14 protein-coding genes and 1 pseudogene are annotated in these 26,430 nt (G+C 38.7%); 7 read left to right on the top strand and 8 right to left on the bottom strand.

Annotated elements, in window-relative coordinates; all coding sequences use genetic code 11:
* Positions 1–383 precede the first annotated feature (383 nt).
* The 3 genes and pseudogenes from ACE38V_RS22665 to tagD all read right to left on the bottom strand — a co-directional run.
* Positions 384–1,619 (bottom strand): annotated as a pseudogene (locus ACE38V_RS22665) (CDP-glycerol glycerophosphotransferase family protein); the annotation flags it as partial.
* Positions 1,620–1,634: 15 nt separating this feature from the next.
* Positions 1,635–2,807 carry a CDP-glycerol glycerophosphotransferase family protein gene (locus ACE38V_RS22660; protein WP_375844984.1) on the bottom strand — a complete coding sequence of 391 codons (1,173 nt, stop codon included), beginning with the start codon at positions 2,805–2,807 and terminating at the stop codon, positions 1,635–1,637.
* Positions 2,800–3,198 carry a glycerol-3-phosphate cytidylyltransferase gene (gene tagD, locus ACE38V_RS22655; RefSeq protein WP_375844982.1) on the bottom strand — a complete coding sequence of 133 codons (399 nt, stop codon included), beginning with the start codon at positions 3,196–3,198 and terminating at the stop codon, positions 2,800–2,802. Before tagD ends, ACE38V_RS22660 begins: the two co-directional genes overlap by 8 nt.
* Positions 3,199–3,622: 424 nt before the next feature.
* Here tagD and ACE38V_RS22650 point away from each other — a divergent pair, with 424 nt between their 5' ends.
* The 3 genes from ACE38V_RS22650 to ACE38V_RS22640 all read left to right on the top strand — a co-directional run bounded on the left by ACE38V_RS22650 (position 3,623) and on the right by ACE38V_RS22640 (position 9,354).
* Positions 3,623–6,433: a glycosyltransferase family 2 protein gene (locus tag ACE38V_RS22650; RefSeq protein WP_375844980.1), complete on the top strand. Its 2,811-nt coding sequence runs from the start codon at positions 3,623–3,625 to the stop codon at positions 6,431–6,433.
* Between the two features lie 113 nt (positions 6,434–6,546).
* Complete coding sequence (tagU, locus tag ACE38V_RS22645) at positions 6,547–7,461, top strand: polyisoprenyl-teichoic acid--peptidoglycan teichoic acid transferase TagU (RefSeq protein ID WP_375844979.1); 915 nt, start codon at positions 6,547–6,549, stop codon at positions 7,459–7,461.
* 168 nt (positions 7,462–7,629) lie between these two features.
* The gene (locus ACE38V_RS22640) at positions 7,630–9,354 is read left to right on the top strand and encodes a M14 family zinc carboxypeptidase (protein ID WP_375844977.1); all 1,725 of its coding nucleotides are present in this window, start codon (positions 7,630–7,632) and stop codon (positions 9,352–9,354) included.
* A gap of 185 nt (positions 9,355–9,539) precedes the next feature.
* Here ACE38V_RS22640 and ACE38V_RS22635 read toward each other — a convergent pair whose 3' ends face one another.
* Positions 9,540–9,944: a hypothetical protein gene (locus ACE38V_RS22635; protein ID WP_375844976.1), complete on the bottom strand. Its 405-nt coding sequence runs from the start codon at positions 9,942–9,944 to the stop codon at positions 9,540–9,542.
* 566 nt (positions 9,945–10,510) lie between these two features.
* On the opposite strand from ACE38V_RS22635, the gene ACE38V_RS22630 reads away from it, so the two are divergent.
* A complete protein-coding gene (locus tag ACE38V_RS22630) occupies positions 10,511–10,918 on the top strand; it encodes a hypothetical protein (RefSeq protein ID WP_375844974.1) in 408 nt (135 codons plus the stop codon).
* A gap of 315 nt (positions 10,919–11,233) precedes the next feature.
* Positions 11,234–12,976, top strand: a complete 1,743-nt coding sequence (locus ACE38V_RS22625; protein WP_375844973.1) for an SH3 domain-containing protein — start codon at positions 11,234–11,236, stop codon at positions 12,974–12,976.
* A 287-nt stretch (positions 12,977–13,263) separates the two neighbouring features.
* On the opposite strand, the gene ACE38V_RS22620 is transcribed toward ACE38V_RS22625, so the two are convergent.
* The 3 genes from ACE38V_RS22620 to ACE38V_RS22610 all read right to left on the bottom strand — a co-directional run bounded on the left by ACE38V_RS22620 (position 13,264) and on the right by ACE38V_RS22610 (position 19,732).
* Positions 13,264–14,157, bottom strand: coding sequence for an accessory Sec system S-layer assembly protein (locus tag ACE38V_RS22620; RefSeq protein ID WP_375844972.1), 894 nt, complete (start codon positions 14,155–14,157; stop codon positions 13,264–13,266).
* Between the two features lies 1 nt (position 14,158).
* Positions 14,159–16,549, bottom strand: coding sequence for an accessory Sec system translocase SecA2 (gene secA2, locus ACE38V_RS22615; protein WP_375844970.1), 2,391 nt, complete (start codon positions 16,547–16,549; stop codon positions 14,159–14,161).
* Between the two features lie 720 nt (positions 16,550–17,269).
* Positions 17,270–19,732, bottom strand: coding sequence for a S8 family serine peptidase (locus ACE38V_RS22610; RefSeq protein ID WP_375844968.1), 2,463 nt, complete (start codon positions 19,730–19,732; stop codon positions 17,270–17,272).
* 445 nt (positions 19,733–20,177) lie between these two features.
* Between ACE38V_RS22610 and ACE38V_RS22605 the strand changes: the two genes are divergently transcribed.
* Complete coding sequence (locus tag ACE38V_RS22605) at positions 20,178–20,621, top strand: C40 family peptidase (RefSeq protein ID WP_375844967.1); 444 nt, start codon at positions 20,178–20,180, stop codon at positions 20,619–20,621.
* Positions 20,622–21,075: 454 nt separating this feature from the next.
* On the opposite strand, the gene ACE38V_RS22600 is transcribed toward ACE38V_RS22605, so the two are convergent.
* A complete protein-coding gene (locus ACE38V_RS22600) occupies positions 21,076–24,594 on the bottom strand; it encodes a S8 family serine peptidase (RefSeq protein WP_375844965.1) in 3,519 nt (1,172 codons plus the stop codon).
* Positions 24,595–24,882: 288 nt separating this feature from the next.
* Between ACE38V_RS22600 and ACE38V_RS22595 the strand changes: the two genes are divergently transcribed.
* Positions 24,883–25,644: a transglutaminase domain-containing protein gene (locus ACE38V_RS22595; protein ID WP_375844963.1), complete on the top strand. Its 762-nt coding sequence runs from the start codon at positions 24,883–24,885 to the stop codon at positions 25,642–25,644.
* Positions 25,645–26,430 lie beyond the last annotated feature (786 nt).

Below are 26,430 nucleotides of genomic sequence, written 5' to 3'. Positions count from 1 at the left end.
TCAGCGCAAAGGGGAGTATGAGGGAAGCTTCCCTCATACTCCCCCTCAATAAAATAATATAAATAGTGGATTACTGAGAGTATATTCTTCATACACAAACTTCTTGACACAACCCTCTTATTCGCGATAATGTCCACTTTATTCGCGACTTTCCTATTTTATTCGCGATTTCGTCTACTTTATTCGCGACTTTCTTATTTTATTCGCGATCTCACCCATTTTATTCGCGTTTGGAATTTTTATTCGCGGCTTCATCTTCTTGTTCGCAAAAAATTACTTTGTTCGCAAAAAACGCCAACATTATTTCCAAACAAAATTTAAATTCCTCCTCATAACCCCAAAAAAGAAGACACCCCTCAAAAAAAGTGTCTCCTCACCAACCATCATGCCTGAGAATGCTCTAAATAAGCATTTTTCTCCGCTAAAAAGACTTCCTCTACCACTCGTTTGGCCGATTCTCCGGATTCCCATGAGCAGAAGGTATCATGGAAACGGAGGAAGGCTTCTGAATTTATGTATACACCGCCATCTTCAAATTCTTTGATGCACTGAATGACTTCTGCGGTTGTCTTCACTAATGGACCAGGAGCCTTTTTCTCAAAATCAAAATAGAAACCACGCAAGCTGTCCCGATAGGATTCAATGTCATAAACAAAGAAAATCATTGGGCGGCTTAGGTTGGCATAGTCGAAGAATACGGATGAATAATCGGTAATGAGCATGTCACTGATTAAGTACAAGTCACGAATATCCTCATATTTCGAAAAATCATAGGCGAAGCCTTCATATGAAGATAAATCAAAGCTTTCAACCACGAGATAGTGCATGCGCATGATAAAGATATACTCTTCGCCCAATTCCTTACGTAAAAGATCCAAATCTAATTGCAGCTCAAATTTGTACCTACCTATTCCGTAAAATTCATTATCCCGCCAGGTTGGAGCATAGAGAATGATTTTCTTATCCAACGGGAGCCCCATTTTTTCCTTTAATGCTTTAATGGCTGCCTCATGATTATTTTGATAAAGATAATCATTTCTTGGATAGCCGGACTCGATCATTTCCTTTTCGAAACGGAAGGCGCTGCGAAAAATCGTCGATGAGTAGGCATTCGGTGAAATGAGATAATCCCATCTCCTTGCTTCCTTTGTAAAATTGCGTTTGTACCTTTTCGTACTCGTTCCAGGCATTTTTACCTTTTCCATATCATTCGCAAGCTTTTTCAATGGGGTACCGTGCCAGGTTTGCAAATAGGTTGTGTGCTCTGGCTTAGGGATCCAAAGGGGCAGACGGCTGTTTGACACCCAGTATTCTGCCATCGCCATTAAGAAGAGCCACTTCACAGAAAAACGGTTGGCAAAGGGAACTCCCTGACTCTCAAAGAGGGAAGCGAAGCGCTTATCGACACTCCAGTACATTTTGTACTCTGGATGATGATCCTTTAAATACTCATAAATCGCTCTTGGATTATCACTGTATTGCTTTCCAAGATAGCTCTCGAACATGATCAAATTTCTCCTGACCGGAAGCTTGCTCACCAATTTGAAAATTCTTTTATACATTTTTTTGATTAAGTCGCTTTTGGCAATTTTTCGTAACAGATTCATCTTTGACTCCTTACTTCGAAAAAGGGATTAGCTTATGTGTTCATGCATATACTTGACGAGGCTGCGACTCGAGTCTCCCTTAGAATATTCATTCCAATTTTTTCTAAACGTTCTAATCTTATTATAATCAAAAGAATAGGACGTTATAATATGAATTATTTCATCTGTGCAAGAAGCCACCGGCCCAGGTACAAAGGTTTCATAATCCTCCCAGAAACCTCTTTCCACTTGATACGCATCTAAATCATACGGATAAAAAATCATCGGTTTCTCCAAAAGGGAAAACTCAAATGGAATCGAGGAGTAATCTGTAATCAGATAATCACAAACAAATAGAATTTCATTCAGCTCTGGATAAGACGTCAAGTCATATACAAAGCCTGGAAATAGTGTTCCATAATCCATCGTTCCACGTGCTGCCTGATGAAGGCGAAGAATAACCACATGAGTATCGCTCAATTTCGCTTGCATTTTTTCAAGGTTTAAGTGGAGGGTAAACTTATCTAAGTCCTTCTCCCGATAGGTTGGCGCATAGAGGATAATCTTGCGGCCAATGAGACCGCTGAGTTCCTTCTTCATTACCTCGACAGCCTCTTGTTTTTTCTTTTCATCAAAAAAAAGGTCGGTTCGAGGAATGCCTGTCCGTAAAATATTGCTCTCTTTTAATCCAAAAGAGGCATAGTAAATTTCGGCCAGGTGATTCGATCCGACAACCACCTTATGAAAATTTGTGTACACTTTTTTAAATCGATTCAATGCCCTTTGGCTTCTTAAAATATTGGATGGATCTTGAAGTCCGAACTTTTTAATGGCACCCGCTGCATGCCATAATTGTATACATTCAGCGCCTTTTTTAAACCGAGTCGCTGCTAAAAATCCAAAATAATTATCAATAATCACATATTTTGAGGTGGCCAGGTGAAAAATAGAACGTGCCATATCCACCGGATTCAGTGTCTCAAAGTCAATGATTTTCGTATGTTCGCTTTCTTGAAAATGGTATTTACATCCCTTTGTTTTCAAGAAAATCACTTCTTGAAGGGGTCCGTTTGCTTTTTCTAATTCTTGATACACATAGGAGCTATTATCTCCAAAGGAGACAACAAACGTCACTTTATTCTTTAATGGGACGATTTTACACAAATTAAAAACAAGCTTAAAAAGGAAAAGATACATGGTAATCATGAACTCTCTAGCCATTTTTCACTTTTAATAAATCCTTTTTAATTTTTGTTGTGGAAATCCCAACTGTACGTGGGAGGTAGACGACTTCACAATAATCCTTCAAAAAGTCAAATTCGCCTTCCCAATCATCACCCATGACGAATATATCGATATTATGGTCCTTGACGTCTTGGATTTTTTGTTCCCATGAATTTTCAGGAATGACTTCATCCACATAGCGAATAGCCTCTAAAATCATTTTCCGATTTTCAAAGGAATGATAAGATTTTTTATTTTTAATCGCGTTGAATTCATCCGTTGAAATCGCAACGACTAAGTAATCTCCTAATGCTCTTGCTCGTTTTAATAAATTAATATGGCCCCAGTGTAGTAAATCGAAAGTTCCGTAAGTGATGACTTTCTTCATAATACATGCACTCCTCCTGCAATCAAATCAAATTAATCTATACTAAGAAAAATAAAATTGGTTTCATTCTCTTTTGTGGCTTAGGTACTCACACTCCCACAATATTCTCATTGCATCATGTATACCCTTATGCCTGATTTTATCAAAGAAAAGAGATTGGATTTGTCCCCCTCCATCTCTTTCTTATTCATTTTAAAACTTCTTTATCGAATATACAAGAAACATCTAATTTTTTCCGAAAAGGAAGAAGATTGTCGAATGAAATCGTTCATTGCAAGATATGCGGAAACTTTCAGGACCAACTTTTATCCATCTGTTGTATTATGAAGATAGACAAATTGAGTCAAACTAGAATTAACGTTATTATTCTAAATAAAGAAAGACTTGGTCTTTAAATGAAGAAAAGTAGAGTTAGGTGATTGGATTGGAATATAAAATCAGTGTAGTCGTTCCGGTATATCGTACAGAGCAATATTTTAAGGAGACTCTCGAATCGCTCATCGAGCAAACGATTCAGCCCTTAGAAATCATCATCGTAAATGATGTCAGCACCGATCAAAGCCCGGAAATAATCGAGGAATATGCTAGTAATCACCCTCATATAAAAGTGATTCATCAAGAGCATGCAGGATTTGCCAGTGCGTGTCATGCTGGAATCAAGCTTACTTCTGGCAAATACATCATCATAGCCGATTCTAACATCATTCCCCGTGATGCCTATGAAAAGCTATTCCTAAAAGCAGAAGAGGCAGATGCAGATATCGTGATTGGAAAAGTTCATCTGCTGATTGACGGCATGGAAAAAGAATACCCTACAAATCATGATATTTGGGAAAAGGAACGCGTCCTTACAAGTGTACGTGAATATCTTGATCTTTTTTATAATAGCTTTTATACGAATAAATTATTTAAACAGACCTTTTTAAAAGAGCAGCAATGCTTTCTGCCTGAGGCGATGATCGACGCAGGTCGTCTCATGGTCCATAAGGCCTTTCTCGTTGCGCAAAAAATCGCGATTATCCCGGATGTCGTTTCTTTATGGCGCGAACACGGAGACAATGAGGATCTTACACAGGAAGCTTTCAAGGATCAAATTCGTTCCTATCAATATCAGCTTGAAGATTTTACTCAATTTGGAGATTCTAAACTAAAAAGTGAATTTCTGAAACGCCAATTGTCAGAGCTGCTTCTTCCGCTTGAGGGGATTTTACAGGATCCGGACTTTCGAGATTTGTATGTAAAAGAAGTCAAATCGCTCTTCAAGCAAGTCGAAGAAATTTATCACAATGGGCTCTCCATTAAAGAAAATCTATATATATATATGATTCAAAATGATTTAATTACTGAATTATTGCAACTTTTAGCGGGTCAGCCCACAGGAGAGGTCCATGTCGAAAACGGGAAGGCTTATTGGGCAAGTGAATTTTTCCGTCATTCGGCAATCAGGATTCCCGATGAACTTTTTGAAGTGAAGCATTTGGAGACAATGTTTATTAAAATCACTGAGGTCACAAATCGCCTTCAAAAAATTCACTTCAGCCATATTTCAGTCCCGAATACGCTTCCGATTCAAAAGGCACAAATAAAGCTGCAGGCGCAGGAAAGTTTTAAGGATCAACATATATTTGAACTCATACGCGAGACGAAAAATGATTTTTTCGGAGAAATTTCTTTTGAAAATCTCAACCAAGAATATACATATGATATTTACTTGCTGTTCTATCTAAATGATAAAGTAGAAAAATTCCTGATAACACCGGACATGTGTCAGGCAAGCGATTTTGCAGAGCTTAATCAGAAAATCAAATACTTCCAGCTTTCCTTTTCGAAGCAAAATCAATTATCCCTTGTTGGACTGATGATCGCCATTCAAGCGATGGAAGCGGACGAAACTGGTCTACGCATGCAAATCAAACAACCACCGCTAAAAGGATTTTCCTTTTCCATTAATGGGAAAACTTCAAGAGAAATCTGCCCATTTACAGAAAATAAATCAGGTTGCTATGAATTAAGCTGGGATGCACTCAATGAAACCGACGAACTGTATGACCTATATTATCTGGTTTCCGGAATCAAATACCGGATTAAGCGGGAACAGGTGAAGAGTCTCAAAGGATTCCTCATTACTCAAGAGGAGCGTCTGCTGGCCTCCTTCATTACAAAGGATAACCATATTTCGATTGGGGTCACGCCACCTATTAAAATGAAAGAACTAATGTTAACAAAGGATAAAATTCATGTGTTCACCAATCATAATGCCAGATCCCTGCTTGAATTTTATCTTGTTGATCGCAGCAACACGAAAAAGACGATTTCCTTTGATCAAAATGCAGACAACCAATTCGAATGCAAAACTCGTCATCTCTTGAAAAAGAACACTGTCTTTGACCTGTTTTACAAAATTTTTGGCCATAAAGTGCGCGTTCATATTGATCATATTGCACGCTATCAGCTGGATATCGTGAACAAGGACCATTCGTTTATCGAGTTGTACGAAACCGTGAATCAAAACCTATCGTTCCGAGCAACCTATCTTTCACCAATCGACTCGCCGAAAATTACGAGGAAGAAGCTGATGGTTTCAACAGGCAGAGTGGTTCCAAAGACGTTAAAATTTTTTATTAAAGATACGGCAACGGGTGCTGACTTCTATTTGAATAAGACAGGCGTTAATCGCTATGAGTTGGAATGGACGGAGTTTCCTTTAAATGAAACAACCTATGATTGGTATTTTGAGTTCTACCATCATGCCTTCCAGCTGGAGGATTTATTTATTGATGATTTTATTCCATCCTTCCGCACAGAACCGGCTTTTATTAACTTATATGAAAGCAAACCAGGTAAGATCTCGATTGAGGCTGCCCCTGATATCTCCATTCATGAATGGGAGATGAACGAAACAGGTATCGTATTAACCTTGGATCAAGAAGCTCATGAGTCCATGTCCTTTTTCCTTAAGGATCGCCTCACAAGAGAAGCGATTCTATTCGAAAAGATAACGTCCACAAAATTTACGTTATCCTGGGATTCATTCTTAAAAGAAAACAAGGAATATGACTTTTATTTTGAAATTTTTAATAAAGAGGTCCGCTTAAATGCAGCCAAAGTAAAGGTTCACCCTGAGCAAATAGTCAAGCTCCACGATCTATCTATTGAAGCGGGACAAACCTTTAAAAACGATTTATTTATTAAATCCTATACCTTCTGGTCAAAAATGATGCGGAAATTTAAGTAGATTGGCTATCCCCCCATAAATAGGCATTTCTTCATGTAACATCCAATGACGTGGAGATGAGATGCGTATTATAATTCAATCTTGGCGTAAGAAACTTTATTGGGGGTATACGCATGAAAAATAAAAATCGCAAATGGTTAAAATTCACAGGTGCTGCCCTAATGGCCTTATTATTAGTTGGTGGAAGCTATGCCTTTTATTTATATAAAACCGTAGAAGATACAGTTGCAAACATGCAAGGTGATTACCATCGAGATAAATCAGATAAACGAGATGAACAAGTAAGCTTAAGCAATGCCAAACCGTTTTCTGTTTTAATCATGGGAGTTGACGAACGCAAGGGCGACAAAGGTCGTTCTGATACCTTAATCGTTATGGCCGTGAATCCGAAGAATCAATCCGTCAAAATGGTCAGCATCCCTCGGGATACGAGAACCTTGATTGTCGGCAAAGGAACGCAGGATAAAATCAACCACTCCTACGCATTCGGCGGACCCGAAATGACGGTAAATACCGTGGAGAACTTCCTTGATACTCCAGTTGATTATTATATCAAAATCAATATGGAAGGCTTTAGGGATATCGTGAATGCAGTCGGAGGAGTGACCGTCGACAACGGATTCGCCTTTTCACAAGACCAATATTCCTTTGCAAAAGGGAAGTTAAACCTTAACGGGGCTGAAGCTCTTGCCTATGCCCGCATGAGACATCAGGACCCTAAAGGAGACATCGGTCGTGAACAGCGACAACGTCAAGTGATTGAAGGCGTCCTTGAAAAAGGAGCAAATCTTTCTTCCATTTCCAAAATCGATGACATTCTTGAAGTATTCGGCAACAACGTCAAAACCGATTTAACCTTCGATGAAATGAAAGTCATCCAAAAGAATTATAAAGAAGCTCGTCATCATATCGACCAGATTCAAATCCAAGGAAACGGAACAAGAATCAATGGCATCTACTATCAAGTCGTTCCAGAACAAAAACGACAAGAAGTTATTTCTGAATTAAAAACACAATTAGAAATTTAATAAGGACTTTTAGGCTCACTCTTTTAGTAGAAGAGTGAGCCTCTTTTTTGTCGCCTCTCCCCTTTCCATTTTTCCAATCTAATAGGAAAAGCCACCCTATCATAGGTAAAACTTTTATAGTATATTTTTAAAAGATAGATAGAGTGATAGATTATAGGGGGAAGTCATTTGAGAAAAATTAACATCTACATCATCGCAGTAATTTTCCTGTTCTCAGGCTTTTCATTTAGCCATCAAGCAGAAGCAAAGAACCAGATTGTCAATCCGAATCAAACCTACACCTATTCGGAAATGGTTCGTGATATTAAATTATTGCAAAAGAAATATCCTGATTTAATTCATGTAAAAATCATCGGTAAATCCGAGTTTGGTAAAGATTTGTATGCCTTCTCTGTCGGCAAGGGGCAAGCTACCGTTTTTATCAATGGTGCCCACCACGCCCGTGAATGGCTCACCACCAACCTAAATATGTATATGGCCGATCAATACGCCTATGCCTACACACATAAGCAAAAAATCAATGGATATGACGCTTATAAAATCTTAAATAATACCACGATTTGGTTTGTTCCAATGGTTAATCCTGATGGCGTCACCCTGCAGCAATCAGGATTAAAAGCTGTTCCCCAAAAATATCACCAAGCTTTACTTAAAATGAATAACGGCAGTAAAAACTTTAAACGTTGGAAAGCAAATGGGAAGGGTGTCGATTTAAACCGGCAATACAATGCTGACTGGAAAAATATCAAAAGCCCGAAGTCTCCTTCTTATAAAAATTACAAAGGAAAAGCACCTGCCACATCAGCAGAAGCAAAGGCTCTTCTTAAATTCGTTGAGCAAATTAATCCTGAAATGGCGGTCGCTTACCATACTTCAGGAAAAATCCTTTACTGGCAATTTAAACAACCGAAGGAACGCAACAAACGTGACCTGGCCTATGCCAAAAAAATCGGCAGCATGACTGGCTACCGTTTAATTTATCCAGGCAAAAATCCAAGCGGCGGCGGCTTCACCGATTGGTTTATCGCCGTGAAAAAACGCCCGGGATTTACACCCGAAATTGCGAATTACTATACGGAAACAAATCCTCCCGTCTCCCAATTTTCAAAAGCCTGGTCCGAAAATAAAGCGGTCGGTTTATATGTCGCCCAAGAAGGCGGAAAGCTGTTTGATAAACGCTACAGCAGCTCCGTTAATAGTTTAGTGAGCAAATATAAATCACTTTCGACCAATGCAAAGAAACTGAAAACCTATTACTATACAAATATCCAATCAGCCAGCGATTTAAAGCTTGACAAGAAATTCACTGATTTATATAGCCAAGTCACCAAGGAATCATCGAAGCTAGATACATCTGCGAAGAAGCTGCCATCTAAATATAAAAATAAATTTGCCAGCTACCAAAAGAGCATCAAGGCTTATGCCGCCTATGCCGCAAACTTTAAAGGCAGCATTCAAGCCGGTGAAAAGCTAATAGCCTTTAATCAAAGCTATACCGACACTTTAAAGGCAGCTGACACGATTCAACCAAGCATCATCCAAGGTCTTGCTCAATTAAAGACTAATTATACAAACAGTGAAAAAGCCATTGCCAAAATGTACGGAGTCGGTGCGCGAAAATTTGCTACTGCAAAATACTTAGCACCAGCCAAAAACACGATTCTAACCATTCAAATGGAAATCGATCGTTCCAATCTCCTCATAGAGGCTGAAAAGCAAATAGAAGAAGCAAATATAACGGGGGCAAAGGAAAATCTGACAAAGGTACGATTGCTTGAGGAATCATCCACAATGCAATATGAAAAGCTCCACCAAACATTGCTTGAAAAACGCCAAGCACTTGAAGCGCAAATAGCAGGTTTGGAAAATGAAACTGTTACAAGTGAAGAGTAAGTAGAACGGACCCGGAGGTTTTCTCCGAGTCCCTTTCTTTTATTGTGAAACCAGCTTGATTTGATAGGGATTTTTATTAAATGCTCTTATCTTAAAGTATGATGCTTTTTGGTATTAAGTTAGGCCGATCCCTTGGACTGCTCGGATGAAATCCAAGATAATCCATTCGACTGTTTGCATGAATTCTAAGGGATTCGAGTCCGAATTAAGGGTCCATTCTGTCTGAATGGAGCTGGCTTTTGGACTCGTTTTCCTTTCTGAGCCGTTTCCTGTCCAAAAGAAGCAAGCTTTTGGACTCCTTTTCCCTTTTCTGAGCCGTTTCCTGTCCAAATGAAGCCGACTTTTGGACTCGTTTTCCCTTTCCCAGCCGTTTCCTGTCCAAAAGAAGCCCGCTTTTGGACTTGTTTTCCCTTTCCCAGCCGTTTCCTGTCCAAAAGAAGCTCCCTTTTGGACTCTTTTTCCCTTTCTAAGCCGTTTTCTGTCCAAAAGAAGCTCCCTTTCGGACTCCTTTTCCTTTTCCGACCTGTTTCCTGTCCAAAAGAAGCCCACTTTTGGACTCCTTTTCCCTTTCTAAGCCGTTTTCTGTCCAAAAGAAGCTCCCTTTTGGACTCCTTTTCCTTTTCTGAGCCGTTTCCTGTCTAAAAGAAGCAAGCTTTTGGACTCCTTTTCCCTTTTCACCCTCTTTCCTGTCCAAAAGAGGCTCGCTTTCGGACTCCTTTTCCTTTTCTGAGCCGTCTCCTGTCTAAAAGAAGCTCGCTTTCGGACTTTCTTTTCCCTTTTCGCTCATTCAGGCACTTTTAGAGAATTCCTAGGCATTCAACTCCGAATCAGAAAACCTCAGTTGAGAGTTTAAGATAAAATCTGCTCAAAAAAACAACTATCTTTACAAACAAACTTAACAACCAAGACCATCCTCCCCCTAGCATCCTCCAAGCTAATAAGCCTTCCGCCCCACCTTTTGGTAACATTTTTGTATTGTTTCCTTAAACCATCTATACTACAGTAAAATATGGATAATAAAAATGTAGTGATGTTTGTGTACATATTACATTTGTGTTACTCTTTACTAATGTATATTTCTATTCAACAATACTTTATGATAAAGTAATTATTGGCTGTGATCTATAAGATTTATCGGGAGGGATACAGTAATACAATGAGCGAACAAGATCAAACAAACGACCTTTTGGAGCAATTCAAAGAAAAACCTCCAAAGGTAATTGGTGGATATAAAAAGCAAGGCTGGGCCGTAAAGGTGTTGGAGAATATCAGCAATGAGTCTATTGAATTTGAAGAAAATGACACAGTAACGGCAAAATCGATCTTATTAGCAAACAACGAAACGTACTACCCTGCATTTTTGACGTTAGATTTAAAGAACCAAGGACAAATGATTGGGGCTTACTTAATTTCAGAGGACGATGATCAATATAATTTGATTCCATTTGAAATTGCCAAGGATTTTTTAAATAAAACTGACAAAGAGCTACTACCACTTAAATACCGAACTCTTGAAAAAATCGAAGGCGATGAAATTCAGCAAAACTGGCCAGAATTCGTCTAAACGAATCGATTCCAAGATAAATTTGCATTTATTTTAATCGGCAATGAAACAAAAAAACGAAACTGCATGGAAACACAACATGACTTGCCTCACTCCAACAGTTCACATGAATGGCATGTGATTGACGGAACTCAACAAGAAATCCATACATGCATGAAACATCCAACTTTACATTTTTATCTACATACCCGTAAATGTGGGATTACATAAAATAAAAAAGGCTGACTCACAAAAGGAATTACCCATCTTGAAAAGCATCTTTGGGTCTTCTCAATCTGAGTTTTGCCTTTTTTCTATTAAAAGGGGGAACCGAACATGTTGAAACGAAAAATATACGTATCTCTTTCTCTCCTACTCACATTGTCTCTCATTTTTCTACTTTCACAACCTCGCACAGCGCAGGCGGCAACAAGTACTGCCACATTGGTTAATAACGCCGTCAAGGCTGGAAACACACTAGCCAATGTCACTCAAGTAGAAAAAAGTGCTACAGGCAAAACAATTCCAACCAAAGAATATAATGCAGCCGTATCCAAATACAACAGCGCCAAAAAAGCAGTGGCAAAGCTCTCGTCCAAGCAGCGGACAACTTATACAAAAAAATTAACGACGGTCAAAACACAAATTGACAGAGGAAAAAAATATATCACAGCGATTAATGCTGGAAAAATCATCGAGAAAAGGCGAAGCACCTTCGCAAGCCAAATCAAACTAGGAAAGCTGGATACAAAAACGATTACAGCCTACAACAGTCTTTCAACAGAGGTATCCAAAAATAGCGCCAAATTTAACTCTGTATATGGTGCCAAATCTCGTGACAAACTTAAGGCATTATATCTCACACCTGCAAGCAAGGTCATTAGTGACTATAGCTACACGTTTAAGGTGAAGCTTGCAATCAACAATATTAACACCCTATTAAAAAAGGAAACGACATCTACGAAAATCGCAAGCTACTATAAAACGATTGTTTTCTATATTGATTCTGTCAAACAAAGTACATTCAAAACAACGCTTAAAAAGGAAATCGTTGCACTAAACAAGACCATTCCTAGCAAATATCAAACCGGAACGTTAAGCAAGCTAATCACCATTGACACAAACTTAACAAAACTCGACCAACTAGTCGGCCCCGGAAAATCCAGCGCAGAAGTACCAGGCCTTTATCAACAGCTAACGACGGATATTAGTGCCTTTTCATCATCAGATGAGGCATTGCTCAACAAACGCTTCAAAGCGATTATGGCCCAACTGCCTTTGAGCGTTCAAAATATAAAAGAGCTTTTAACAAAAGCTGCCATTGCAAAAGGGATACCACCTGAAGTCGTAAAATCTATCGCCATCACCGAGAACGGAAATCTGCTTCAATTTAAAACAAATGGCGATGTCTTCAAAAGTGCTGATAATGGCTATGGGATTATGCAAGTCACTCCCCAATCCGAAAATGATCAACAATACGATTGGGAAAAAGTAAAATACGATATCAACTACAACATTACAACCGGTGTCGAAATCCTTTTACAAAAATGGAACTATGCAACCCTTGCCAATCCAATTATCCCGACCATTAACGATCACGAGAAAAATATTTTAGAAAATTGGTATTTTGCGATTATGGCTTATAACGGATTATCATCACGGAATAACCCATTGGTTTCGGACAATAATCCTTATCAAGTGAAGGTTTATACTTATATGAAGGATCGTGCATTGGTGGATCCGTATGTATTTACTAAATCCGAATTGAAAATAACTAAGGATGAGTCAACTGGCCTGCTTTCCTTTAAGGATCAAATGAGCTATATAACCAACGTGAAAACTCCATCTACCCAGCTCTATAAAAAAGGCGTTACGGCAAAGATCAACGGTTCTTCTAATTTCCGTAAATCCCCATCCACAAGCGGGGCGAAAATTAGAACCCTATCGGGTGGCACCACCGTTACCATCTTAGAAGGGCCAATTGAAGATAGCTCAACCGCAAATTTATTTAGCTGGTTTAAAGTATCTGTGAATGGAACGAAGGAAGTCGGGTATTTAGCATCTTCTAATTTGAAATAATTTTGTTCATCTGTCTCTGAAAATAGCTATTTTCAGAGACTTTTTTTGATAGTTTAAGTTGAAATGAGCGTCCTAATTTGATGATTTTTTAGAATAATTGGCTGAATAGAGATTGGACATCCCCCTGGAGTTTGGCTGAATGGCTTTCATTTTGTGGGTTACCACTTTTGTTGTTTCTCAACATTATGAACGACTTTTCCCTTGAGTTCTCACACTTCTACTTCCTTCATCAGAGTTGTATCCCCCATATTAAAAGCGAGCCCCCTAAAGAGCTCGCTTCACATGAATTATTCTTTTTTCTGCGTTGGTGGATATACCTTCCAACTGCTCATATTCGGTTCTTGCTTTAAGACAAGCTGGGCTGGGAAGATGAAGGTCCATGGCTTACTTGTGTTAGCCTTGACCTCAAAATTTTCAAGCTTGAATCCTCCTTGGCAAATAATATCACCATCTGCATCTTCCACGACTAATGGAATTTGTTCTAATTGAATATTTTGAGTGCTGCCGTTTCGGATCAATACGGTAACGGCAAAGGCATGATCTTCGACGAACTTAGCTTCGATTCCCATAAAGTTGACTTCGCCTTGAGAGAGCTTTGGTAAATTCGCCACTAATTTTTCAAGATGTTCTTTTTGATTAGGGGCTAGTTGGTTTTCCCAGCTTTCCTCTAAATCCAATTGATGCGGGCGTTCTTTGCTTTTGAGTTCGAAAGCAATCGTCCACTCTCCCTCAGCTGGAACCTCATCCGTCAATCTGGAATCCTCGGTGAAGAGGAAGGTCCATGGCATACAGGACATCGGAGATAAATCAATTAGATCATCCATGTCGAAGGTTTGCTTTGCAATGGGCTGCTTTTCTTTATTTAAAATAAGCAAATCTACTGATTCAAAATGAACGGCCTTTTGTAAGGTATTTCGTAGAAAGGCTATGACGAACAGACTGCCTTCGTGTTCACTCAGCTTTAACCCGGAAATGGAAATTTGATTTTCTATTAATTTCGGAAGTCTGAGGTGATGATAGCGATAAACATATTTTTCTTGAGGAGTCATAAATAAATCAGGGTGGAAAACTAGTGTTGTTTCAACGGTCTTCCCTTCCGCTTCAACTTCTGCCTGATTTGTTACTTGTTCTTCGACCTCATTTGTTTCGTTTGCGTTCTTTTTTTTATGAAAAAGGGCCATGTTACTCCTCTTCCTCCTCTTTTATCTCGATGCGGCTTTCATGATTCCATTGGCTTTTGACATATTCCATAAAGCGGATGCTAATGCCTGCTTGAATGGAATACATAAGTTCATTGAACTGCTCAAGTGCTTCTTTTTCAAAGATACGGTATGGATCTTCCTGACCATAGCTTTTCAGTTGCATGCCATCTCTCATGCTGCCCATTAATTCCAAATGCTGAATCCAGTTGGTATCAATTTGGTGAAGCATGAAATTCTTTAATTGTCTGCGGAGATTTTCATCATCTTGAAGGCTGATAATTTCCGTTTTTAGCTTCTCATATTCAGCTATGACCTTCGCTTCGATTTCCGGTCTCTCGAAATCGATGATATCCTCATACTTCCAATCAAACTGAAGGAAAACCAAACTTAATTCTTCTAATAGAGCTTTTGGATGAATCATACCACCGTCTTCCGGATAGTTGCGATTTACGACGGCCGTCACATAGTTTTGCAAATATTCTACGAGCTCAGCAAACATTTCATCCGGTGTAATTTCTAGGATTCGATCCCTCATGGAGTAGATGACCTTACTTTGCTGGTCTGACACATTGTCGAGTTTTAAGAGATGACTTCGACTTGAATAATGCATATTTTCAACCGTTTCTTGAACCTTTTTAACATATTTCACTGGGTCAGGAGAAAGAATTCTTCCCGTCTCATCCGTTTTGACTTTTTTCTCATAGCGCTCTTTTTCGTCTTCATCGTAGTAGGTGAGTAAGTCATCCTCAATGGAAACAATAAATTGCGTAGACCCAGGGTCACCTTGACGACCAGAACGTCCGCGCAGCTGCATGTCAATCCGGTTGCTTTCATGACGCTCCGTTCCAATGATATGGAGACCCCCAAGTTCTTTTACCCCTTCGCCGAGTAAAATATCCGTACCGCGCCCAGCCATATTGGTAGCAAGCATCACTTGTCCTTTTTGTCCAGCCATTGAGATGATTCTTGCCTCATCCTCTTCCGTTTTCGCATTTAAAAGCTGATGCTTGATTTTCTCCTTTTTCAAATAACCAGATAGTTTCTCTGATTGCTCGATTGAGGTCGTTCCAATCAGAATAGGTCTGCCTTGTTCATGAAGTCGCTTCACTTCAGCGACGATTTTCTTCACTTTTGATTTGTAATCCGCATAGATTAAATCTTCTAAATCTTCCCGTTGAATAGGCATATTAGTAGGAATTGTGACAACACGAAGACGGTAGGTTTCCCAGAATTCCTGTTTAGATGGAGTGGCACTTCCGGTCATCCCTGCAAGTGATTGATACATTCTAAAATAGTTCTGCACGGTAATTGTCGCTTGCGTTTCATTTTCTTCAGAAATTTCTAAGCTCTCTTTTGCCTCAATCGCCTGATGGAGTCCTTCACTAAAGGTACGCCCTTCCATGACGCGGCCTGTGAACTTATCGATAATAAGGACTTTGCCTTCTCGCACAATGTAATCGACGTCTTTTATCATTACAGTGTGAGCTCTTAAGGCTTGCATCACATTATGTACAAGCTCTTGATGCTCAGCATCATATAAATTTTCTAATCCAAAGGCAGCTTCAATCTTCGCCGCTCCCTTATCAGTTAAATACACCTGTCTTGTTTCATTGAATAGTTCATAATCTTCATCTGCTTTAAAATCTGCAATGATCATAGAGGTAATGCGGCAAAGCTCCGCCCCCTCATCTGATTTATTCGCAATGATCAATGGTGTTCTCGCTTCGTCGATTAAAATGCTATCAATTTCATCGACAATTGCATAATGAAGTGGTCTTTGAACTTTTTGCTCCATAGAGTAAACCATATTGTCGCGCAAATAGTCGAAGCCAAATTCTGTTCCAGTTCCATATGTAATATCCGCTTGATATGCGACCATTTTCTCACTTGGTTCCATTTGCGTAATATTGAGACCAACCGTTAGTCCTAAGAATTGATGCACTTGCCCCATCAGTTCCATATCACGGCGAGCCAAGTATTCATTCGCCGTAATAATATGAACACCCTTTCCTTCTAATGCATGCACATAACTTGGAAGAGTGGCAACAAGCGTCTTTCCTTCCCCAGTGTTCATTTGTGCAATGCTATTTTCATGAAGGACAAAGCCACCAATCAACTGCACATCATAATGACGTAAACCGAGCACGCGCTTGGCAGCCTCACGAACGACGGCAAAAGCATCAATTTTAATATCATCAATCGTCTTTCCTTTTTCTAGCTTTTCTTTAAATTTCGCTGTCATATCACGAAGCTCTTCATCGGTCATTTTTTCATATTTAGACTCGAGCTTATTCACTTTTTCTACTAATTTATTCAATCTTTTAATATCTTTAGAGCTATCATTAAAAAGTTCCTTCACTCTAGTAATCATCTAATTTCTCCTCTACTTACCAATAAATAATTATCTAGTCGAATTATATCATATTAAGAAAATGTATGTTGAAATAACAGAAATTACCTGTGGGTGGAAAAACCTATTTTGTGGAGAGGTTTTTGGGTTCACGATTATTACAAATTGTTGAGCTTATTAATTATTAATCGCGGGCATTTTCATAATTTCGCGAATAAAAGGAAATTTTCGCGAGCAAAAAGGTAAAATCGCGAATAATCATTAATTTTCGCGAACATCTTCTCATTATCGCGAATAAATTTCGAGTTCGCGAATAAATTGGTTATTTTCGCGAATAAATTTTAATTATCGCGAATAAATCCTTCATTTTCGCGAATAAAATTTAAATCTCGCGAATAAACTGGTTTTTTAGGTTCATACTTACATAAATTGGTTATTTAAAACCCTAATCGATATCTTTAAAAAAAGAAAAAAGAGCACTTTCATGCCCTTTTCTAAAAAAAATAGAAGCTAGCCTTATGCCAGCTCCTATTTCCATTTCAATTCCCTCATTCTCTATTTATCCCACTCTTAACGGACAGGAGGTCCTAGTCAGGCGAAGCCACAGGATGTGGCGTTATGAGCGTGATAAGTGAAATAAGATTTTTCTTTGGGCTTCAGCCCTTAGAAAAATCAATCAGGCTCTGCGTGACTAACCATCATTGGGGGATGAATGAAAACCCCCACTGATGGAAGTTTACTTTATCTAGCAACATGAATCTCTCCAACAAACTCTCCAGTATCACGGGCATCCTGAAGTTTAATGCTAAATGTATAATTTCCATCAGCGACTTGGTTGCCATACTGATCTTTGCCATCCCATGTAAAATTATGGTCACCCTTTGTTTGGGTGTTTAGGTTGGCGGAGTATATGACGGTATTGCCGTTTTTCATTTCTACCGTCACATTTCCCGTTTTTGAAAGTGTATAAGGAATAGTTAATTTGTCTTTCAGATCATAGGAAAAATCTGCTTTTGATGTCACGACTGGTTTCGTATAATCCTCTACTGTAATGTCACTGCTTGTTACCGTCGCGAGATTGCCGACAGAATCCTTTAATTGGACGAGAAGACGATAAGTGCCTTCATCGACATTGGTTTTTTGGTCATTTGTTCCATCCCATGTGATTTCAAAGGTACTTGGCTGAATTGCTTTATTGCTAAATAATTGCTTCACCTTTATACCAGATGTAGTGGTAATATAGGCGGTTGCGCTGACGTTTTCCTTAAACGTTAAGTCGCCAACCTTTTTCGTCGTTCCATCCATGATATAGTTTGGAACGGCGGATAGTGTATTTCCGCTTGGTGGGGTAGAATCCATTTTGACCGTATAATATTTGGTTGTGCCTTTTAACTTGCTAGAGTCAATGATGGTAAACTGCACCTTGTACGTTCCATCAGGGAGAATGCGCCCGACGTTATTTTTACCATCCCAATAAATATTGTATGTTCTTCCGCCATATAAGGAATGACCGCTATAAATCGTTCGAGAGTATTTTCCTTTAGCATCATAGACTCTGACGGAGATTCTTGCATTTTCATTTAATTTAATCGGAATACTGATTTTCTTTACCTTTGGTGAGAATTCTCCGCTTGTTTGATAAAGGGTAATGGCTGGTTTTACCTGGTTCACTACTTTAATTGATTTTACGCGATAGTATTCTTTTTTGCTTGTTTTTAAATGAATCGTAATCGTGTATGTCCCATTGGATGCGTAAGCGCCATTATCCCACTTTCCATCCCAATAAGCCGACATCTTCTTCCCTGTCGAATTTTTGTTAGAAGAAAGCTTGCGGATGACCTCACCTTTAGCATTTTTGATATAAACAGATACCGTCGTTCCACTCTGAGGAGTGAAGGATATTCCTGCCTTATTAGTTCCCTGGATGGTAAAAGTAGATGTAGCTTTCATATCTCTTACCGCTGGAGTGGTGTTTTTAACGGCTTTGTAGGCATCGATTCTTCCATATCCATAGAGGGAATCCCACCCTTTTCTGCCTAAGTCGATAGTAGATTTTTTCAAAATATCCTTTACCTTCTCAGGTGATAAAAATGGATTTTTGGAAAGAACGAGTGCGGCTACACCAGAAACAACCGGTGAGGCCATTGATGTTCCATCCATCGATTCATATTTATTCGTTGGAACAGTCGAATAAATATCTTCACCGGGTGCTGAGAGGTCAATATAAGAGCCATAATTGGAAAAATAAGAAATTCGATCAGACGAATCTGTTGCACTAACAGCAATGGCAGAGTCGAAGGAAGCAGGATAGGATTTTAAGTACGTATCATTATTTCCGGCTGCTGCCACTACGACAACTCCATTTGCTTTCGCTGTATCAACTGCATCTTTCAAAATTGAACTATAGTCATAGCTTACTAGACTCATATTGATGATGTCAGCATGATGATCAATTGCATAAGAAATGGCCTTCACAATCGTCATCATTTCAGCCCCTGTTCCTTGAAAGACATTAATGGGCATGATTTTCACATTAGGAGCGACACCAACTGTGCCAGAACCGTTATTTCTCGCAGCAATAATACCTGCGACATGTGTTCCATGCTCATCTGCTGAATAGGAGGTGCTGTTTGTTACCATATTAAAAGGATCCACAATTTTCCCTTTGAATTCAGGGTGATTTTTTTGCACGCCACCGTCAATGATCGCAACTTTTACCCTTGGGGAGCCCTTTGTATCATTCCATGCATTTGACGCTTCAATCGTTTTTAAGTACCATTGCTTTTTGTATCCAGAGTCGCTCGGAGTAAAGGTACTTTCGACGTGATAGTTTGGTTCGACATGCTCAACAAGCTTGTCCTTCAGTAGTTCCTGTGCAAGAGCTTCAAGCTCCATTCCCTTCGGAACTTGAACAAGAGAGATATTCCCCATTTTCAATTGATCCACTTCTTTTAAATCGTTCAATTGAAAAATTCGTTTTTTATCTGCTGCTGTTGCAATATCTTGAAACTTAATCAGTAATTCATTGTTGCTATATTCTTTTTCCTCACTAAACATGGCAGCAGTACTTTTTTCAATCGGGTCTGTCAGATTCTGCTGCTCAGAAGCAAAAACATTCATGGATGCAAATGTTAGAAAGAAAAGAGAAAAAAAGACAGAGCCAATATATTTCATGGCTATACTTCCTCTCCGTAATTTTCGCATGGTTCATCTCCAGTTGATATTTCTATTATATTGGATATTTAGGAAAACAAAAACTATAATACTAGATTAATTTATGTTAATAAATAGGCGACTGGTACCAACTGTTATTTATTTTTGATTTTTCTCCTATTATTAAGCTACTCTGATGTTTATTTAATTCCAATATCATTTATTATTTCGATGTTATATTCTCTTTTTGATACTTCGTAATCATCCCACTTGTAATATAATGAAAAAACGCATGAATTCCCCAAAAATGCCCTTTTATGATATACTTCTTCTATTTTATCGCAATTTAGCACGAATTTTGTAATATTCCTGTAACACAATTAGAATCAAACTGTAAACACAAATATGAAACCTTTTATGAGACAATGGAACTACGAGAAAATAATAGACTAATTTACTAGATTTTTTACTATAATAGATTTTCGGAGGTAGCTGCATGAAGAAGATTTTCATAACTTGCTTGATATCTTTTGGAATACTGTTCAGTGGTCTTTTCGGTAATCACCCAACTGAGGCGTCTACGTTTACGCAGGCTGCCATCAAAGTAGCAAAAGCACAACTTGGTGTAAAGTACAAATACGGTGGCTTTTCACCAGCAGGTTTTGATTGTTCAGGTTTAGTTGGATATTCTTTCAAAAAAGCAGGTAAATCATTACCTCGCTCTGCAAGCGCTATCTATAAAAAAGGTAAAAAAGTTTCAAAAAGTAACTTAAAATCAGGAGATCTCGTATTCTTCAAAACAGACGGCAAAAGTGTTTCCCACGTAGGAATTTACATAGGCAAAGGAAAATTCATTCACTCGGCAAATTCAGGTGTCAGAATTGATTCCTTAAGCAGCAGCTATTGGAAAGCATGTTACATAGGTGCGAAAAGAGTTTAATACATATTTTAAGAATAAGGTCTAAATCTTATATGAAGGTTTAGGCCTTTTTGATTTGACTATTACCTATAGCGGTTCAGGGCTAGATTGAAATTTATAAAATAGAAATTATATTATCATAAAACTCTTTATAGGCATTTCCACGATAAATAACAGATGATTTCATTACTATTATTACAGTTATAATCGACGGATAGTTTCAATTTTTTACGATTTTTTTGATAACAATTAAAATTTCCCTGGAAATGGGGCCATCGATAGACTTTTTATTTCAAAATTCGACTTCAATAGGGAAATTTCCCGGAAAATGTTGATTAGCCATCAGGCACTGCAAAAAAGAGGGGATAATCCTATCCCCTACTTTGACCAATTTAATAAATTAAATAGCCCTACTGCTAAGTATAGGCAGTAGGGCTATTTACCATTTTCAATCACTTATTCCTGTTAATCCATTTTACCAAGAAACATTCAACTTATAAGCATTCATACTAGCATTACCGCGACTATCTTGAACACGAATGTAGTACGTACCTTTTTTCAGATTGAAGTACAAGGTTTCACTATCGCCTTCTGGATAGTAGTTGACTCGTTCGAGCAGCTTGCCATCTTTATCGTAAAGATAAATCACACCATCGATTTCAGATGAATGGGTGAAGCTGATTTTTCCTTTTGTTGTTTTGCTTAAGGAAAGTTTGTACCAGTCCTTATCTCCATTTGGAACACCTGTATTAAAGTAGCCGCTTGCAGTATAGCTGCGAGAGCTTGATTTCTTCAAGGATAGCGGCTTGGATGGTTTGTTGTTTTTCACAACGCTCTTAGCATCCTCGTCTTTTGCATTGGCCGGTTTCACAGTTAGTTTATACGGGTTCAAGGTAATTGGATCTAGGTTTTCCGTCAATCCCATCATTGTGATGATATAAGATTTTCCACTCTTTGCTTGAAAAGAACCCGATGTACTTCCATAGTCGATTCCATGGTAGATAAGAGATGATTTATCTGCTTCATTTTCATCTACGACACGATCACGATCCGTATCCTCTGTCACAATGGCCAATAAATATAGGTTTTGCTGTAATTCTTTTGGATACTTCGCTGCAAGCGCCTTATCAAGTGCCGCTCTTTCAAGGGATACTCCAACTATTCCTGTTGCCTTGGCCTTGTAGTAATACGAATCTGTGTCAAACGGCATTGCCACATTGGCTGTAATCGCGCTGGATGGCAAGTCCTTGGCAACAAGATCATTATCCTCATATTTATCTTGCGGGTTGTCAATTAAGACTTTAGTTGTAAAAGAATAGTCATCAATAGAAAGACTCATTAAATTAGAAGAAACTTTAATATAGTACTCCTCGCCTTTTTTCAAACCGGCATATAAAAATGGCTTCATTTCATTCGTAAGAGAAAGCAAAGACAGGATATCAGTATTAGAAGCAACTTGATCAAGGGCAGGATACTTGGTTCCATCCTCTTCCTCATATTCCCCTACTCTATAAACCTCAACAAGCGGAACATCTGTCAGCTGATCCAGCTTTAATTCAAGGATGCTGTTGGAGGTTGGAGTAAGGCTAAACCAGTCTTCATCGCTAAAGCTTTGTAAAAATCCTTCGCCCTTGCCTCCGATTTCATATGGACGAGCATTTCCACGAATCATTTCGATTTGCTGGCGCATCGATTCATTATTATTATCCTCTGGATCCTGTGCTTTTGTTTCAATTTTTTGTTTTTCATAGGTTGAGATATCAATTTTTCCTTCTTGTAAAAGTTGTTCTGGAATCGCACTCATCATTGGCAAGCCATCTTCATCATCAAGTGTTGTCCGTCCTTTAACGGTAACCTGATATGGGATAGCTGATGGCTCTGTTAGCAAGTTGCTCGTATTCATATTGCCATCCCCATAGCCAATATAATAAGGAATGATTTTATTCGTAATCTCAATAACATATTCCATACCTGGAACTGCTTCAAAGGAGAGAGTCTCCCCTTCACTTACAGCCTTATTATTGCCAACAAAAATAGGTTCAGGTGCCGGTAAGGTGATGCCAGGAGGAAGCTCGGCCCCAGTTCCCCCATCAGCTGGCAATGCAGGCGGAATCATCATATCTGCCGGATAAACAAAAATACTCGTATCTACCCCAGGAACAGCGGTTGCCGCTACTTGTAAGACTTGGGGATCATCCACTTTTACCTTGAAGTAATCTTCATCCCCCTCATCCCCAGTAAAAGTAAGACCATTTTCTGCAGATGCATATGGGAGCTTATCAATATTCGTCAACGCAGAAAGCGTATTGCCATCATCCTTAAGCTCTACAAGCTTTTGGATAGAGAGTGTATATTTTGATAGTGCCCGACTGCTATCATCATAGCTGCCATTTGTGTCTTTCACACCAATCGCCAGTGTCCCATCAAATGGGATCTTCAATAGCTTTCCTTCTGTTTTTCCCGCTGGTACAGCATTGACTGTGTATTCTTGTTTTCCATCTGTTGAGTAAAGATTGAGCTTTAATTGGTAGTCAAATTGCTCTGCTCCAGACAAGGTCGTTTGAATGTATTCTCCCTTTTTCACGTCGAGCTTCTTCCATTGAATTTCATTCGCCTTTGTGATTTTGCCATCATATTGATAAGTGTCTGCGACTTGGATTTCTGTAGCCGCAGCTAAAATATCCTTTTCTGTGCTTGGATTCGTAACAGAAACTGGAATCTTTTTGGGGTCAAAAGATAGGGCTACCACTGGATTAACAAGACCATTGGCATATTTTTGATCAAATCCCTTTGCTCCTAAATCCGTCGCAGTATGCTCTAAAATATATTCAACCTGCTCTGGAGACAAGGTTGGATATTTGCTTAAAAGTAAGGAAGCCACTCCGGCAACAACAGGAGATGCCATGGAAGTCCCGCTCATATTCCGGAAGCTAGTTTTCCTTTCGTAATCATAGAGGGTTGAATAAATATCCTCGCCAGGAGCAACAACATCCACTGATGAACCATAACTAGAATAATAGGATAATTGTTTATCTTTATTCGTTGAACCTACACTGATGACGCCTTCAATGGCGGCCGGATAGCTCAAAATATCAGAACCATCATTTCCAGCAGCTGCTACAACGGTTACCTTCTTCTGGATAGCCACTTTAATAGCATCTTCAATTAACGGAGAAGGAACGTTAGAACCTAGACTCATATTAATAACCTTAGCTCCATTTTTGACGGCATAAAGAATCGCTTCGGCAATGGCATAATCTGTTGCTCCGACATCACGACTAAAGACATCAATTGGGAGGATTTTGGCATTAGGATTTATTCCATAACCTCCAATGCCATTATTTTTCTTCGCCGCAATGATTCCAGCTACATGAGTTCCATGGTCTTCAGGATATGGCTGACTCATAGAATCTGACATGTTATACCCTGGAAGAAGCTGTCCGCTTAAATCTGGATGACTCGCATAAATCCCTGTGTCGATTACGGCTACTTTAATGCTTTTATTTCCCGCAAGCTTCTGGGCTTTTTCAATGTTTAATTGGGCAATATGATATTGCTTATCCACTTTTGGATCATTCGTAGAAAGGGTGACAAAATTAGCACTTGGGCTCACTGATACGACTTTTTGATTAGACTGATAGGCTTTAATCGCCTGTTGCAAGGTTGTTTTTTTATTTAGTTTCACAATCTCATAGTTTAGAGCTGAAATCCCTTGTACGAGAGTCGTTCCAGCCTTTTTATGATCCGTTGCTGTTAAAGGTTTTTGATATTTAACAACCAACGTATCCTGACTATAAGGAGCAACCTCATCTTTATTTCCAATCTTATCCTTTAATGAATCCGCCTTACTTGCAAGCAACTGCTGTGCATAATTACTGCCAGCACTCAATGCAGTTGTTGCCGCCGAAACAGTCGACTGCACCGGCAAAAATGCAGTTCCTACTAAACTAGCACTCAATGTCAATGTAGCTAGTTTTCGAGACCAATTCCCCATGAATTTTCCTCCAGTATTTTTATATTTTGTAAGATCAAGGATATTATACCAGATGAATATATGAAAAACTCAATAGATTATGACATTTTGAGAAATAAACTAGTAAAATATGTAAATAATAAAAATTTTTCTCCCTGAATAAAGAATTCTATTATCTTTGAATTAATATATTTTTCGCGATATCATCTATAATGAACAGTAGAACTAAAATAATGATCGTCCGATATTTGACACCCTCAAAAGAAATCAATCGTAGTTAATACTAGATTGATAGAAGGAGGTTTCCTCGTGAAGAAGCTTAGCATCCTTGTTCTGCTCATCCCATTCATCACTTTTTCCTATCAAGGCTTTTCTGTGGAAGCAACTACAAATTTAACCAAGGACCCGAATTATAACACCATCTACAATGCCATGACTCATCTGAAATCAAGCGTCATGATTAAAAAAAATGGCCATGAGATAGACGTATTTAATCAAGTTCTGGATGATCATCCTGAAATTTTTTATATTAATTATGAGAAAACTCTTATTTGGTCCAATGGAAAACTGGAAATTGTCTATAATGGCTCAACCAAAACCATTAAAGCTCAAATAGCCAGTCTTAATAAAAAAATCAATGCAATCTACAACCGATCCAAAGCAAAATCAACACGTGACAAAATTAAGGATTTTCACGACTATATTATTGACCATGCAAAATTCGATTACACTAATTATCAGAAGGGGACCATCCCCGAAAGCAGCTACAATGCATACGGTGTGCTCGTCAAAGGCGTGGGCGTTTGCCAAGGCTACGCTGATTCGATGAAACTCCTGCTGAATAAAGCCAAGATCCCCAATTATTTTGTTGTCGGCACCGCAAATAATGAACCCCATGCCTGGAATCTGGTAAAAGTGGGCTCGAGATTTTATCATGTCGATACGACCTGGGACGACCCCATCACAAGCTCTGGAAAACCAATCAAGACCTATCGCTATTTTATGATGAATGACAGTCAAATGAAAAAAGATCACCGCTGGAATCCGAAGAACTATCCACGGGCGATTTAAGGTCGAGAAATGATGGGGAGAATGATTTTTGCGATTGTGAAGAGGTTTTGCAGTAGTGGATGTTGATGGCTGCATTTTTATGAAGATTGAGAGTGCAAGCCGGGGGCTTGTATTTCGCGAGTATCTTGGGATTTTCGCGAGTATTTTTGTTTTTTAGCGAATAAAATGAAATAAAGCCTGTGCTGGAAGGGCTTTTTCGCGAGCATTATCGAATTTTCGCGAATAAATTGATCTTTTCGCGAGTATTTCATAAATTTCGCGAATAATTGGGATTTTTCGCGAATAAATGTAAAAAGTCGCGAGCAAATGAGTTTGTTCGCGAATAAATATGGAAGTTGCGAATAAAAGTCTTATTTTCGCGAGTAAATTTTAAAAGTCGCGAATAAAAGTCTTATTTTCGCGAATAAATTGGGATTTTCGCGAGTATTTTTGTTTTTTAGCGAATAAAATGAAATAAAGCCTGTGCTGAAAGAGCTTTTTCGCGAGCATTATCGAATTTTCGCGAATAAATTGACCTTTTCGCGAGTATTTCATAAATTTCGCGAATAATTGGGATTTTTCGCGAATAAATGTAAAAAGTCGCGAGTAAATGGTTGTGTTTGCGAATAAATATGGAAGTTGCGAATAAAAGTCTTATTTTCGCGAATAAATTTTAAAAGTCGCGAATAAGAGGGTTGTGTCAAGAAGTTTGTGTATGAAGAATATACTCTCAGTAATCCACTATTTATATTATTTTATTGAGGGGGAGTATGAGGGAAGCTTCCCTCATACTCCCCTTTGCGCTGA

Origin of the sequence: Cytobacillus sp. Hz8 (assembly GCF_042263505.1) — a bacterium.
In the GTDB taxonomy this organism is placed as follows: domain Bacteria; phylum Bacillota; class Bacilli; order Bacillales; family Cytobacillaceae; genus Bacillus_BE.
Note: the sequence above shows the minus strand (reverse complement) of the source record. Positions and strands in the feature narration are given on the sequence as shown.